The organism is Paenibacillus sp. SAFN-117, from assembly GCF_051966115.1.
Classification (GTDB): domain Bacteria; phylum Bacillota; class Bacilli; order Paenibacillales; family NBRC-103111; genus Paenibacillus_L; species Paenibacillus_L residui.
This window is the reverse complement of record NZ_JBQCLK010000012.1, coordinates 31,492-43,983: the sequence shown is the minus strand read 5'-3', so window position 1 is coordinate 43,983 and position 12,492 is coordinate 31,492. Positions and strand designations below refer to the sequence as shown.

14 protein-coding genes are annotated in these 12,492 nt (G+C 49.2%); 4 read left to right on the top strand and 10 right to left on the bottom strand.

The features are described 5' to 3' along the window. Nucleotides 1-265: 265 nt before the first annotated feature. From ACTHRH_RS09795 to ACTHRH_RS09785, 3 genes are all read right to left on the bottom strand, one after another. The gene (locus ACTHRH_RS09795; protein ID WP_144940513.1) at nucleotides 266-1,072 is read right to left on the bottom strand and encodes a histidinol-phosphatase; all 807 of its coding nucleotides are present in this window, start codon (nucleotides 1,070-1,072) and stop codon (nucleotides 266-268) included. 93 nt (nucleotides 1,073-1,165) lie between these two features. Beyond that, nucleotides 1,166-2,068 (bottom strand): LysR family transcriptional regulator, encoded by a 903-nt coding sequence (locus tag ACTHRH_RS09790; protein ID WP_144940511.1) that lies wholly within the window; start codon nucleotides 2,066-2,068, stop codon nucleotides 1,166-1,168. Between the two features lie 367 nt (nucleotides 2,069-2,435). Next, the gene (locus ACTHRH_RS09785) at nucleotides 2,436-2,996 is read right to left on the bottom strand and encodes a hypothetical protein (protein ID WP_379285974.1); all 561 of its coding nucleotides are present in this window, start codon (nucleotides 2,994-2,996) and stop codon (nucleotides 2,436-2,438) included. Between the two features lie 78 nt (nucleotides 2,997-3,074). Here ACTHRH_RS09785 and ACTHRH_RS09780 point away from each other — a divergent pair, with 78 nt between their 5' ends. Together ACTHRH_RS09780 and ACTHRH_RS09775 are read left to right on the top strand one after the other, a co-directional pair. Beyond that, the gene (locus ACTHRH_RS09780) at nucleotides 3,075-3,503 is read left to right on the top strand and encodes a hypothetical protein (protein ID WP_379285976.1); all 429 of its coding nucleotides are present in this window, start codon (nucleotides 3,075-3,077) and stop codon (nucleotides 3,501-3,503) included. Nucleotides 3,504-3,715: 212 nt separating this feature from the next. After that, on the top strand, nucleotides 3,716-4,567 hold the full coding sequence (locus ACTHRH_RS09775; RefSeq protein ID WP_379285978.1) for a sugar phosphate isomerase/epimerase family protein: 852 nt from the start codon (nucleotides 3,716-3,718) through the stop codon (nucleotides 4,565-4,567). A 355-nt stretch (nucleotides 4,568-4,922) separates the two neighbouring features. Here the strand turns inward: ACTHRH_RS09775 and ACTHRH_RS09770 are convergent, their stop codons facing one another. From ACTHRH_RS09770 to ACTHRH_RS09760, 3 genes are read right to left on the bottom strand one after another with little or no spacing between them, the layout of a single operon-like run. Continuing rightward, nucleotides 4,923-6,440, bottom strand: coding sequence for a sensor histidine kinase (locus tag ACTHRH_RS09770; protein ID WP_260982203.1), 1,518 nt, complete (start codon nucleotides 6,438-6,440; stop codon nucleotides 4,923-4,925). After that, the gene (locus tag ACTHRH_RS09765) at nucleotides 6,430-7,125 is read right to left on the bottom strand and encodes a response regulator transcription factor (protein WP_144940507.1); all 696 of its coding nucleotides are present in this window, start codon (nucleotides 7,123-7,125) and stop codon (nucleotides 6,430-6,432) included. Before ACTHRH_RS09765 ends, ACTHRH_RS09770 begins: the two co-directional genes overlap by 11 nt. After that, on the bottom strand, nucleotides 7,080-7,793 hold the full coding sequence (locus ACTHRH_RS09760) for a phosphatase PAP2 family protein (RefSeq protein WP_186328469.1): 714 nt from the start codon (nucleotides 7,791-7,793) through the stop codon (nucleotides 7,080-7,082). The genes ACTHRH_RS09765 and ACTHRH_RS09760 overlap by 46 nt, the downstream gene beginning before the upstream one ends. Nucleotides 7,794-8,263: 470 nt before the next feature. On the opposite strand from ACTHRH_RS09760, the gene ACTHRH_RS09755 reads away from it, so the two are divergent. Next, a complete protein-coding gene (locus ACTHRH_RS09755; RefSeq protein WP_440415324.1) occupies nucleotides 8,264-8,578 on the top strand; it encodes a hypothetical protein in 315 nt (104 codons plus the stop codon). Further along, the gene (locus ACTHRH_RS09750) at nucleotides 8,565-9,308 is read left to right on the top strand and encodes an HAD family hydrolase (RefSeq protein ID WP_440415322.1); all 744 of its coding nucleotides are present in this window, start codon (nucleotides 8,565-8,567) and stop codon (nucleotides 9,306-9,308) included. Before ACTHRH_RS09755 ends, ACTHRH_RS09750 begins: the two co-directional genes overlap by 14 nt. Before the next feature lie 83 nt (nucleotides 9,309-9,391). Here the strand turns inward: ACTHRH_RS09750 and ACTHRH_RS09745 are convergent, their stop codons facing one another. From ACTHRH_RS09745 to ACTHRH_RS09730, 4 genes are read right to left on the bottom strand one after another with little or no spacing between them, the layout of a single operon-like run. Beyond that, nucleotides 9,392-10,234, bottom strand: a complete 843-nt coding sequence (locus tag ACTHRH_RS09745; protein WP_379291559.1) for an energy-coupling factor transporter transmembrane component T family protein — start codon at nucleotides 10,232-10,234, stop codon at nucleotides 9,392-9,394. After that, complete coding sequence (locus ACTHRH_RS09740; RefSeq protein WP_440415319.1) at nucleotides 10,227-11,048, bottom strand: energy-coupling factor ABC transporter ATP-binding protein; 822 nt, start codon at nucleotides 11,046-11,048, stop codon at nucleotides 10,227-10,229. The genes ACTHRH_RS09745 and ACTHRH_RS09740 overlap by 8 nt, the downstream gene beginning before the upstream one ends. Continuing rightward, nucleotides 11,045-11,881, bottom strand: a complete 837-nt coding sequence (locus ACTHRH_RS09735) for an energy-coupling factor ABC transporter ATP-binding protein (protein ID WP_379291555.1) — start codon at nucleotides 11,879-11,881, stop codon at nucleotides 11,045-11,047. Before ACTHRH_RS09735 ends, ACTHRH_RS09740 begins: the two co-directional genes overlap by 4 nt. Next, nucleotides 11,874-12,482: a QueT transporter family protein gene (locus tag ACTHRH_RS09730; RefSeq protein WP_144940499.1), complete on the bottom strand. Its 609-nt coding sequence runs from the start codon at nucleotides 12,480-12,482 to the stop codon at nucleotides 11,874-11,876. The genes ACTHRH_RS09735 and ACTHRH_RS09730 overlap by 8 nt, the downstream gene beginning before the upstream one ends. Between the last annotated feature and the right edge of the window lie 10 nt (nucleotides 12,483-12,492).

Below are 12,492 nucleotides of genomic sequence, written 5' to 3'. Positions count from 1 at the left end.
GTGCAGGTCTTTTAGCGGAGATTCGGCAAATCACGGGAAAGACGGACAAATCTGCAGTTTCTTTCTCCAGCAAAAGCGGAAAATCGGCAAAATCGCCAATTCACCTGCACTTTTGCATGTCTTTCGCCGACTTCAGCTTAAATCCTTCTAAAGACCTGCACATCTGCAGGTCTTCGTTCTTTTGGTCGCGGGACTTCTATAAGACAACAGTTATGGCATCAATAAGTCCGACCAACCTTCATACAGCGCCGCAACGCACGCGTCCTCACAGCGGGACCGAGACCGGCTGCTTCTGACGGAAGAAGACCCATTCCTTATAACCGATTTCCCGGAGCTTTCTCTGAACCAGCTCCCATTCATCGCCTATGCGCGACGGGATATGGGCATCGGAACCGAAGGTGACCGGAACACCATAATATAGCGCCCGTTCCAGAATGTCGTCGGAAGGGTACCATCCTCCGCAATCTTTCGTTTTGCCGGAAGTATTAATTTCGATAGCGACTCCGACATCCCCGATGACCTTCAAGGTTTCCTCTACAGCCTTGGTCGGAAGCTGGGAAAACTGCGGATAAAAACCTTTCATGGCATCGATATGTCCCAGAATCTGAAACATGCCGCTTCGGGCGGATTGCAGGATCAGACGGTAATATTCTTCCTTAGCCTTAATTTTCTGCACATCGTCAAGCTTCTTCCACCGGTTGCGGTTGAAAATGCTGACGCCTCCGGTTTGATGCACGCTTCCTATAATGTAATCGAACGGATACTGCTCATAGATTTGCCGGTAAAGGTCGGCGTGCTCCGGGAAGAAGTCGGACTCAACTCCGAGCAGAATTTCAATCCGGTCTTTATATTCCTCCTTCAGCCTGAGCACCTCGGAGATATAATGGGAGAACTCGCTTTTGGCCATGGCAATGTAAGGCTCCGCATGATCCTCCTCTCTGCCGAAATAAGGAGAGTGGTCGGAAATGCCTATGACGTTCAGTCCTCCTTCTATAGCCGCTTCAATGTAATCGCGAATAGAGCCTTCCGCATGTCCGCATCTTTCGTGGTGGGTATGCAAATCGAATTTCATGTCGCGCCTCCTTCGGTCTACATTTAGAATTTATAAGTTCGAGAACCTGCCAAGTACTCGGAATGTAGGGTTAATATTTGTCATGGAGATGGTTTATTCCGAGCCGATGAAATGAGTTTCCGGCATCCCTTTTAAATCGTTCAAGAATTGTTTGATAGCTGAGCTTAAGTAGCGTCCGGATTTATAGATGACTCCGACCGGATGAGGAGTTTCCAGCTCACTGATATTAACCATTTTAAGTGTGCCCAGCCGAATTTCGTTGGAAATCGACATTTTGGAAATAATCGCCGCTCCCAGATTCAACTCCACCATCCGCTTAACCTCTTCGCTGCTGGACAGCTCCATGACAATCTGCGGATGAATATTCAGCTTTCGGATCAGCTGGTCCACAAATCTGCGAACGGCAGTGTCTGGAGACAGCATAATAAAAGGCAGTCGGTCAAGAGATTCGACAGAGGCATGAGAAGATTTAGCCAATGGGTGATCAGGGGATACCACTAATTCGAAAGTATCGTAATAGAGAATGGAGGTTTCCAGCCCGGGGTTTTTGTCAAACAGATAAGCGATACCTATATCTATGGCGCCGCTTTCGACACTGGACAATATTTGCGAGGTGGGCATGGAATGAATAGTTGTTTTGATAAGCGGATATTGGTCCTGGAAGTAGGAGAGCACCCTCGGCAGGATTTGCACAGCTATGGAGGTGGTCGTCCCCAAATTAATATGACCTTGGGGCTTATGCTCCAAATCCGACAGCTTCTGCTTAAGCTCCTCGACGGTTCGTAAAATTTTATAAGCATGCTCGAGAAAAACCTGGCCGCTGTCCGTTAAGGTGACCGGTTGATTCCGGTCGATCAGCACCGTCTTAAACTCGTCCTCCAAACTCTTGATCTGAGCGGAAACAGCAGGCTGGGTCAAATTCAGGATTTCTCCAGCTTTGCGAAAACTCATCGTCTGCGAAATAGTAATTAAAGTTTCCAATTGATTGATATTCATTCCGCTCTTCGTCCTCCTGTCCAAAGTTAGCGTTCCAAAGAGTCGAGGGGATCATTCAATAATTGTTTATTATCGTTATTATCTGATAAATAAATATTATTTTTCAACAATTTTATTATAAAGGAGAATGAAAAGGTCATCAATCTTTTTAAATATCTGTAGAACAAAAACTCATTTGCAGAGGGAATTCCTGCAGGGGAGGAGGGAACAGTAGGAGGATTTAAAAAAACGAACCGTTCCAAGGCGAAAATTAAACAGCCCCAGTCCCGTAGATTTCAGGACCGAGGCTGTTAATCGATTTTTATCTTTTTTTACTTGGTAGTGGGCGTTGCTTGCGGGGGAGTTCCTCCCCTTGTTTCACGATATATTACCAACCGTCGTTCTGATAAACCTTCCCTGCACCGTCGATTTTTTGCGGCAAGTCGGAATCCACCCAAACGGTAAAAAAGAAGTCTCCGTCACCTACGTCACTCCATTTTCCTACATAAACAGTCTGTGTGCCAAACGGATATTTAAGCTTACCTTTCGTATCGCTACCGAACCATCTTTTTTTCCATAACTCAATATAATAATCCCCGCTTGCATAGTTGTAATTATCTGCATCAGCTTGGGAATTTATTTGGATGTTTTTGCCAGTTGAAGAAAATGTTTTGGATTGAAGTCCAGAGTAAGTAACCCCGGTGAAAGTAAAGCTATAAATCTCTTTTTCGTTAACTGGAGACATTATACGAAATTGAGAATCTGCAAGAGGTTCAGCAACACCTATTGGAGCCCCGGAAGATTTGCTGACTGTCATAGGATTCTGAGTCTCATTAAGTCTATCAACCTTTGCCTCAGAAATAGAAGGAGTTGCATTCACTGAAGCGACGGAGCCTGTAACTAGCGCTAAACACAGGGATGATGACAAAACATACTTGCGAAGTTTCAAATTTTCCACAACCTATCATTTTTTATTCCGTAAATGGAATATTATGGTATAATGATTATATCATAATGGAGGGATTATATGGAAGCAAAAAAACAAAAAAGTATTTTATTGGTAGTAGTATTATTTTTAATTGCTGTAGCAACTGTCTCTATTTATTATTTTTCATCTGCAGGAAAATCTAATGATGAATCATCCTTAGTCTCAATTGAGCAAACTCTATCGAGTTATTTAGAGGGAGTGAAAAACGAAGATATCGATCAAGTAGTGGCAAATCTTCGAGATGTCACATTCAGTGATCGGGAGTCCTTGGTATCGTTTTACAAAAGAAACATACATGAAGTTAAACTCGTCGATTATAAAATATTAAAGGTTAAACTAGTGGATTCTACCAACGCAGAGGCACAAATTAAATTAAACATCGAAAACGAGGGAGAAATAGAACGAAAATTCAATTTGATAAAAGAGAACGACGACAAGTGGTATGTATATTTTAATTTTCAAATCTAAATAGTAAGTTTTGGCGATCATTGGGAACGAAAAATAATTTACAAGCGGAAAACACCGGACAGGGAACAGCCTGTTTTACGGTGGCTTTCCGCTTGTTTTAGCTTTCTAATGTTCCATTGGAATTCCATGATGCTGCAAGGGATGTTTGGATAATGTTAAGATAGGCATGGCAGTCAATCTTACGATACTACGCGATTGAGGTGGTCAAATAAATGAAATTTGGTTTATGTATTGTATTGGATTATCCCCGGCAAGGGAACTCCGAGGCGGGAGGGATGAAGGAATGGATGGCCCGGCTGCAGGCCAAATTGGAGGAGGCCGCCGGCTACGGCTTGGATAGGGTGGAACTGCCGTTAAGCCCGCTCGCCGCACTGGCGGAGCCGGAGTTTGAAGAAGCGGTTTCTCTGGTGAAAACCTCCGGTCTTTCTTGTCCGGTAGTGAATTCTATGATCAGACCCGGCCTGCCGCTTACGGGACCGGAGGTGAACCCGGAGCTGACGGAAGCCTATCTGGAGTCCGCCTTTCTTCGGGCTGCGCGATTAGGAGCCGGAACGGTGATTCTGGGCGCGGGGCAAGCCCGGAATATCCCGCAAGGCTTCGATAAAGAAACCGCAGCGGAGCAATTCGAAGCCTTCCTTCATCAATGTGAAGCTCACGCGGCGAAGCATGAGTTAATCGTGGCGATTGAACCGCTTAATCGTAAGGAATGCAATTGGATCAAATGGGTGGAGGAAGCGATCGAACTGGCCGCCGGTCTCTATTTGCCCCATATTCGTGTCGCGGCGGATTCCTACCATATGCTGATGCAGAGAGAGGAATACGACATCCTGGAAGAAGCCGTGGAGATGGGGCTGCTGGCGCATGTTCATCTCGCCGATCGGGACCGGAGACTGCCGGGCTGTCCTCTTGTGGAGAAAGGCGCCGATTTCAAACAATTGCTGGGAACACTTAAACGGTCCGGTTACGCAGGAGAAGCTTCGTTGGAATGTGCACCGGAACAGAATTCTTCATTGACCATCCCGCAATCCCTTGAGTATTTAAACAAACTATGGGATGAACTATGAGCAAGGGGCTGTCTCTTTAGGCGGTTTCCGATTTTTCAAGCACCACCTGGGAGTCTGATGCATATCAGGCTATAAGGTTGGCTGGGTGCACTGCAAAGCCTGCGACAGTACATCTTTTTGCTTCTTGAAATAGGGATTCAGCCATTCGGCAAGAGAATTCCTGTATTTTCGCAGCAATTTAGGTTCGCCCAATCGCCAAGGGAAGGGAAACTCATCAGCACTCACCAAGTCGGGCTGGCAGCTAAAAAAGGACCCCATTTCCGCTCCATAGTGGGATTTGAGGTCCTTTTTGGCTTCATTTCTTTATAGGATGTTCCGTTTTATGCGAATTTGAGACAGTCCTTGAAATACATCATTAACTGTCAATCAGTTCAAGGCGAACGCAGAAGCGGATCTCGCGGCCTACGGTTTCGGCCCAGATTTTGCCGTCATGGTTTTCCACAATGCTCTTGGCGATGGCCAGTCCGAGTCCCGAGCCTCCGGTCGAGGACGTTCTCGAAGCGTCAATGCGGTAGAATCTTTCGAACAGCTTGTCCAGCTCATCTTCCGGAATGGGGTCTCCATTATTGATGACACATATATGAGCATATCCTTCTTCTCTGGTCAAACGGACAGACACCACACCGGGCTTGGAGCTGTATTTAATGGCGTTGGTCAGTAAATTTTCGAACACCCGGATGATTTTGTCCGCGTCGATATGCGCCATAAGCTTCTCAGCGGGAAGATGACGTTCCAGCACAAGCTCGTTCTCTTCCGCATAGCTGACCGTTTCTTCCAGAAGCTGTTCGATCAATTCATTCAGGCAGACCCTTTCCTTGGCGAGGCTGACTCCGTGATTGGACAGCTTCGTGTATTCAAACAGGTCGTCAATCAGTCCCTTTAACTTTTCCGATTTGCTGGCGGCGATATTCAGATAAGTCTCCGCTTGCCTTTCGTTCTCATAATTTTTATCTTTAAGCAGCCGCAAATAGCCGATAATGAGAGTGAGGGGAGTGCGCAGATCATGGGAGACATTCGTAATGAGTTCGTTCTTGGTGCGCTCCGCCAGCCTTTCTTCCTCAATCGTTCGCTGCAGTTCCTTCGCCATGTGGTTGATGTTGTCCGCCAGCGAGCCCAGTTCATCGGAGGACTTATGCGGGACCCTGTAATCCAGATTGCCCTTGGAGATTTCCAGCAGCCCCTGGGCAAGCTCCTCCACGTCCTTCATCTTTCGTTTCGTCAGCCAGTAGAACAAACCTATGAATGCGGCAACTGCGGCTATTAGCGGAATCGGACTGGAACCCGGGTCATATTCAATTTGCGGGCGCGGAATCCCGCTTACTACCAGATAAGCCTTCTCGCTAACCAAATCAATCGGAAAAAAGGAGATGAATTCCTTCGAAGTATTATCGTTATAAATACGTTCATTCATCGCATTGGAGATGAGGTGGTGAACGTCGACTTGGGTTTCCGTTGTATTGGGGGTCTTATACAGCACTTTCCCGTCAAGAGATAGGATCAGCATTTTATAGGAGCTGTATTGGACCATATCCTCTATAATGGGCTTGACTTCATCCTCAGATATTCCCGAAAGCTTATATTGCAGCCGGGTAACGATACTTCTTGCCTCTCTTTCAATCTCTGCCTTGCCCTCGGTATAATCAATCCGGGCAACTTTATTATACTGGTCGAAAAAGGTAGCGCTCAGGCTGTAAGTGAGCATCGAGACGAGAAGACAAATGACGAAGGTGACGATCAACTGCAGCCGGATGCTCTCCTGAACTTTATTGACGCCCTGGATCAGCATTTTAAAGGAGAAGCGGAAGATGTCCCCGATCCAATTAAAAGGAAAAATCCGGCCAAGCCATTTGAACGGCGTGAATTTAATTTTCAATTTTATAGCCGACCCCCCACACTGTCTTTATAAATCGGGGCTTTCGGGGATTGTCCTCGATTTTCTCCCTTATTTTTCGAATATGCACCATCACCGTATTTTCCGACTCGAAGAAAGCTTCCTTCCAAACCCGCTCGTATATTTTCTCAATACTGAAGACCATGCCCCGGTTTCTGGCCAGCAGCTCCAGAATGGAAAATTCCCGCGGAGTAAGCTTGACCTCACGTCCGTCGACTTTGACCTCATGGGTAGCTACATTGATGGTAAGATCATCGATCTCTATCTCCTCTGCCTTGGCAGCGGAGGGGGTGTTCAGCCTGTTGTAGCGTCTGAGCTGGGATTTGACCCGCGCCATAAGCTCAAGCGGATTGAACGGCTTCGTCACATAATCGTCCGCTCCCATGCTGAGGCCCGTGATCTTGTCCATGTCCTGGCTCTTCGCCGACAACATGATAATCGGCATGTTCCTCTGCTCGCGGATTTTCAGACAGGCCTGAATGCCGTCCATCTTGGGCATCATGATATCCAGAATAATGAGATCGACAACATGGGACTCTAATATGTTCAATGCTTCCAGGCCGTTATAGGCTTTAAGAAGCTGATAACCGTCATTTTTTAAATAAATTTCCAGCAGATCAACTATTTCTTTTTCATCGTCGACAAGGAGTATTGTTTCTTTTGCCATACATGCTTGCTCCTTCCGTTCAGGACCTGCTGAATGATGGCCTGGCTCAGGACGAAAGCCAATTCACCCAGCAGAATGCCTGCGAACACATCCAATATTACATGCTGTTTAATAAACAGCGTCGATAAAATAATAAGCACCGCGGTAACGATAGTAAACAGCCGCAACCCGAAGCCCCGAATCGAGCTTGCCAGCAATCCCCTCATGACCAGATAGCTCGTCAGCACATGAATGCTTGGAAGACAGTTGAACGGCTGATCCGACCAATAGATGAACCGGACCAAAGCGGTTAACCAATCATCTCCGGTTAGCTCCGGGCGGGGGGCCGCCGTTTGGTAGAAATAAAAAATAATATAGCAAACGATAAGTCCGATATGAAAGGAACCCAGCGTCCGGAAATAGGTCATCCGGTCCTTCGCACATAATAATACAAGGACGAAAATAATAAAAGCATACCACGCGATATAAGGCAACACGAATATTTTCAAGAATGGAATGCGATGGTCCAATGCCGTTGTCAAATAAGTCACTCCGCGCCCAGGATGATTAAGCAGCGGGTAGACGATGTTCAACAGCGGAATGGTCAGCAGCAGCAGAAGCGGCTTGAAGTTGCTGCGAAGCCATCCTTGCTGCCGGCGAGCCGAAGGCCTTTCCAATGGAAGCTGCAAATTCAGGTCCCCCTTTATTTTTTTATTTTGGATCTCCTTGTTCATTATAGGAATCATTTCTTAAGACAGAATAGGGAATAGTCTTAAAAAAACCTTAATAGTGTCTAAGTGCTTTGAACGAGAGTTATTTGGTATACAGGGGCTTGACTCAGCGTAAATACGCTTCCCGAAGAATGTCCCGGGCTGCTGTCCCCGCCGATCTTAACCTCATTCGATTCATCTTATGCCGCCGTCGGCGCTTAATAAAACCGGCAACCGGCACATTTCGATCAGTCATTGCTTGCATCCCTCAATGACTCCTACTCTGTTAGACGATTCTTCCCGACAATTAGTTTCCATTATTTGAAGAAAGCAGTCTCTATATCGAGACTAACTTCCGCCTGGCCGAGACGATCATCCGGAAACGAACCGTTCGATTCGAGCACTTATCATTTGATTCTGGACGACAGCGGGAAGGTGAACCTACAGCGATGCTGGCCAAATATCCTAAGGTCGTCTATTTTTCCGGCCATACTCATTTACAACTCTCTTGCCCGAATATATATTATGAAGAGATCAATGTCTTCATCGGCTCTTCATCGGTCCGTAATCCTTTCGATCAAGAATCGGTACCGCTGTCCGGAAGCATCAGCGAAAGTCTCTTCATTGAAGTGGACGATCAGCAGGTACGCATTCGAGGGAGAAGGCATGATTTGCGCCGCTGGGCGGACGGAGTTGATTTCATCCGAACCGCGGAGCGGTTGGCGCCAAGGATAGATAGGAGGCGGGGGAATGAGCAGCTATAAATTGCTAGCGCTCGATATGGACGGAACGTTGCTGGATCATGAGCATTCGATTTCACAGGAGAACAGGCGTTGGATAGCAAAAGCCCGCGAAGCAGGGATAACGGTCATGCTGGCTACAGGACGGAACCTTCCATCCGTCATGCCATATTTTCAGCAATTGGAGCTTGACGGACCGTTGGTAACCGTGAATGGAAGCGACGTTTGGCTCAGGCCGGGCGAGCTGCTGCAGCGTACGCTGCTGCGGCCGGAGGCGGTGCCGGAGCTTGTGCGGTTAGCGAGGCATTGCGAAGTGAAATTCTGGGGCCATGCCGTGGAAGGAACCTTCAGGCAAGACCGCTGGCCGGACCAGGAGGAGGCGTTTCAGTGGTTCAGTTTTGCCGTGCATTCTGAGAACAAGGAGCATCTGGAGTGGATTCGCAGGGAATCCTCGAGGATCGGAGCCTTTGAAATTTCTAATTCCCATCCCTGCAATCTGGAATTCAATCCTCCGGGAATTCATAAAGCGAGCGGAGTCGGCAAAGTATGCGAAATGCTTGGAATCAGCATGGACGAGGTGATTGCTGCGGGTGACAGCATCAATGACCTCGCTTTGATTCGTGCAGCCGGTCTGGGCGCGGCTATGGGCAACGCGCAGGAGGAAGTGAAGAGAGCCGCGGATACTGTTGCCCCGGCGAATACCGAGGATGGCGTAGCCGTTCTAATCCAGAGGTATATATTCGGCCTGGAGTGATCTGTTGAATAGCGAACGACTGCCGCTTAACAAAAAGGAAAAAAGCCTTCGACCCTTCTAGCTAGGATATCGGAGGCTTTTTCTTAGATTCGGGTAGGAATAAGAATGCCGTACAAATTCGGATGCAGGCGCGCCAAATACAGGCAGAGGCCTACAAGGCAAGCACTGATTACAATCCAGGCGATTTCTTGTCCTTTCCAGCGGGGCATCCGGTAATACCGATGCTTGCGGTTGCGAATTTGAAAGCCCTTGGAATCCAGAGCGTTGGCGATAAGCTGAACTCTCTTTAACGAGGTAAAGATCAAGGGAATGATCAAGGCCGCATATGCCTTCAGCTTGGTGAACAGGCTGCCACGATCCCATCGGACCCCCCGGACCATCTGCGCTTCCCGGATCGTCGCCAGATCATTCTTGACGAGGGGGATGAAGCGAAAGATGAGCGAGATCAGGAAGCCGATGGAGAAAGGAAGGCCGATTCCTTTCAAGGCCATGGCCATTTCCCGCGGAGAGGTTGTAAATAAATAGAATACCGACAGCATCACAAGGGTAGCGATACGTAATCCCATGCCTATCGACCATAATATTCCCGTATCCGTTATCTGAATCGCATATCCGATCCAAGGGATCGTGCCTTCCCAATATGCATTTCCCACCCGGACAAACAGCAGCCAGGAAACTGCAGTGAAGACGGAGGAAATGCCCCCCAGAATAAGAAAGGTCCGGAAGAGCGAACGCGTCCAGCCGATTCGGGACACGAGCAGCAGGTGAAGCAGAGCTACACCGGCCAAATATCGGGGATCTTGAAAGATCAAGGCCAGGCTGCCGGCCAGAAGAAATAGAAGCAGCTTGGCGCTGGGATGCATTCCCGCCATTGTTCGGGAACTTGGCGCTGCTGACGGTACTGCAGAATGTACAGGGTTACTCATGTTCATCTTCCTTTGCCGCACGCTGTTGTAAACCCTCCAGGGTGAGCGGGAGAGGACTGGACCATCCGCAGCCCAGCGCAAACCGGGTTACCGATGGAGGCTCTACCTGCGCTTCAGCCAGAACATCCGGCTTGGCGAATACCTCTTCCGTACTGCCATCCTCTATAATCACTCCCTGCCGGAGGACGATGACGCGATGGGCATAGCGGGCAACAAGACGCATATCGTGGGTCACCATCAGGATAGTGTGTCCCTCTTGGTTTAACTGTTCGATGAGCGACATCATGTCCGTGACGCCGCGGTGATCGAGACCGGTGGTAGGCTCATCGAGCACAATCACCTGCGGCTTCATGGCAAGCACGGAGGCGACGGCAATCTTCTGCCGTTCCCCTTTGCCGGCAAAATAAGGCTCTTCCGCGCGTGCTTCATTCAATCCGACGGCAGTCAGAGCTTCGGTTACCCGGTTCTCCACTTCCTCTTCCGACAGCCCGAGATTTCGGGGCCCGAAGGCGACCTCATCCCAAATGGTGGATTGAAAAATTTGGTGATCCGGGTTCTGGTAGCAGTAAGACACCGTGGAAGATAAATCGGAAATAGCCATTGAAGCCGTGTCCCGTCCATCTACATACACTTTGCCGGAGGTCGGCTTGTACAAGCCGTTGCAATGCTTGGCCAGCGTTGTCTTACCTGAGCCGTTGCCGCCGATCAACGCAACCGATTCCCCGCGCCTTAGCGAGAAATGGATATCTTTCAGCACGGGCCGGCCCGGGTGATATTGATAATGAACATGCTCGAAGCGAAGGATGGCTGTCATACGCCCGATCCCTCCTTTGCCCGGAGCGACCGGTACCAGCGGACCGCTTCTTCTACGGATAAGGGGGGCGTAACCGGTACGCTCTCTTGCCTCCGAAGCCCGTGATGGAAGCTGATTAGATCCGGGACGTAGATGCCGGAAGCCTCAAGCAGCTCGGTCATAGCGAAGAACTCTCCGGCCGGGGCATCCACGGTAATAGCCCCGTTGCCCAGCAGAATCATTCGGTCGCAGAATTGAGCCAGCTCCTCCGTTGCATGAGACGATACGATAATCGTCATTTCCCGCTCCAGCTTCAACTGCTGCAGCAGTGCAAAAACCTCTCTGGCGCCTAACGGATCAAGCTCGGAGGTCGGCTCGTCCAGGATGAGAATGGGTGGTGAAACCGCCAATGCGGAGGCGATGGCCACCCTCTGCTTCTCCCCTCCCGACAAATCGAAAGGAGAGCGCCGTTCAAATCCGGACAAACGGACCCGCTCCAGCACTCTTGGAATGATCCGATCGATATCTTCATCGCGGTATCCCCGATTTTCCAACGGAAAAGCGATCTCTTCCTCCACCGTCAAACCGATGAATTGAGTCTCGGGGTCCTGGAAGACGATTCCGATCTCCCCTTCCGCCAGGCGGGTTCCCGAGAATTCCCCTTCGTAATTGGAGGGAATCAGACCGCTTAGGGCGAGAAGAAGCGTCGTTTTACCGGCTCCGGACGGTCCGGTCACCCCTACGACCTCTCCCCGGCGGACTCGCAGATGGATCCCGTTCAAAGCCGGATGGCTGCGGTCCTCATAACGCCAGGAAACATCTTCGAGTTCAAGAATCGGTTTCTCCTCACGCATTGTTGACTCCTTGATTATTTACTGTCGATCCGGAGGTCCGAATGGGCAGACCGCGGTATAGGCCGGCTCTCTTGACGAAAGGATGGAGCAGTCTCAGCAGCACCGGACCAAGCACTCCGGTGGCGATAGCCTGGTTAGCAAACACAATCGGCGTGAAGGCAGTGGCAATCTCAACGGGAGTAAAGCCGAGAAGCACATTCACCCAGATCGATCCGGCTATGATACCTGAAGCGAGTATGACCACGAAGAAATAATATTCAACGACGCTTCGTATGGTTTTCAGAAGGGGATGGCTGACGAACAACAACCCGAGAAAACCGCCCAGAAAGTTAATGATAAAACCGACGATCAGCTTATGCGGCAGCGGATCGCCTATGATCAGATCGTTAATGAGATTGCCGAAGGCGAGACCCAGGCAGCCGGGCAATCCAAACAGCATTCCGAATACCGGTTGTAGGGCGTTGGCCGGACGAACCGGAACGGAAGGAATCAATTTAATGTTCGCCAGCGTCATGAGAGCAACCGCGTATAATGCAGCGAGTACGACGACCAGCACATAGTCTACGGTTGTCCATTTCCGCCGGAATATGGCAGCGAACATGGCAGGACCT

Coding starts and splice junctions, on each gene's coding strand:
- ACTHRH_RS09730 (WP_144940499.1), bottom strand. CDS start 12,482: ATGTTCGCTGCCATATTCCGGCGGAAATGGACAACCGTAGACTATGTG.
- ACTHRH_RS09775 (WP_379285978.1), top strand. CDS start 3,716: ATGAAATTTGGTTTATGTATTGTATTGGATTATCCCCGGCAAGGGAAC.
- ACTHRH_RS09780 (WP_379285976.1), top strand. CDS start 3,075: ATGGAAGCAAAAAAACAAAAAAGTATTTTATTGGTAGTAGTATTATTT.
- ACTHRH_RS09790 (WP_144940511.1), bottom strand. CDS start 2,068: ATGAATATCAATCAATTGGAAACTTTAATTACTATTTCGCAGACGATG.
- ACTHRH_RS09795 (WP_144940513.1), bottom strand. CDS start 1,072: ATGAAATTCGATTTGCATACCCACCACGAAAGATGCGGACATGCGGAA.
- ACTHRH_RS09735 (WP_379291555.1), bottom strand. CDS start 11,881: ATGCGTGAGGAGAAACCGATTCTTGAACTCGAAGATGTTTCCTGGCGT.
- ACTHRH_RS09740 (WP_440415319.1), bottom strand. CDS start 11,048: ATGACAGCCATCCTTCGCTTCGAGCATGTTCATTATCAATATCACCCG.
- ACTHRH_RS09745 (WP_379291559.1), bottom strand. CDS start 10,234: ATGAGTAACCCTGTACATTCTGCAGTACCGTCAGCAGCGCCAAGTTCC.
- ACTHRH_RS09765 (WP_144940507.1), bottom strand. CDS start 7,125: ATGGCAAAAGAAACAATACTCCTTGTCGACGATGAAAAAGAAATAGTT.
- ACTHRH_RS09755 (WP_440415324.1), top strand. CDS start 8,264: ATGCTGGCCAAATATCCTAAGGTCGTCTATTTTTCCGGCCATACTCAT.
- ACTHRH_RS09750 (WP_440415322.1), top strand. CDS start 8,565: ATGAGCAGCTATAAATTGCTAGCGCTCGATATGGACGGAACGTTGCTG.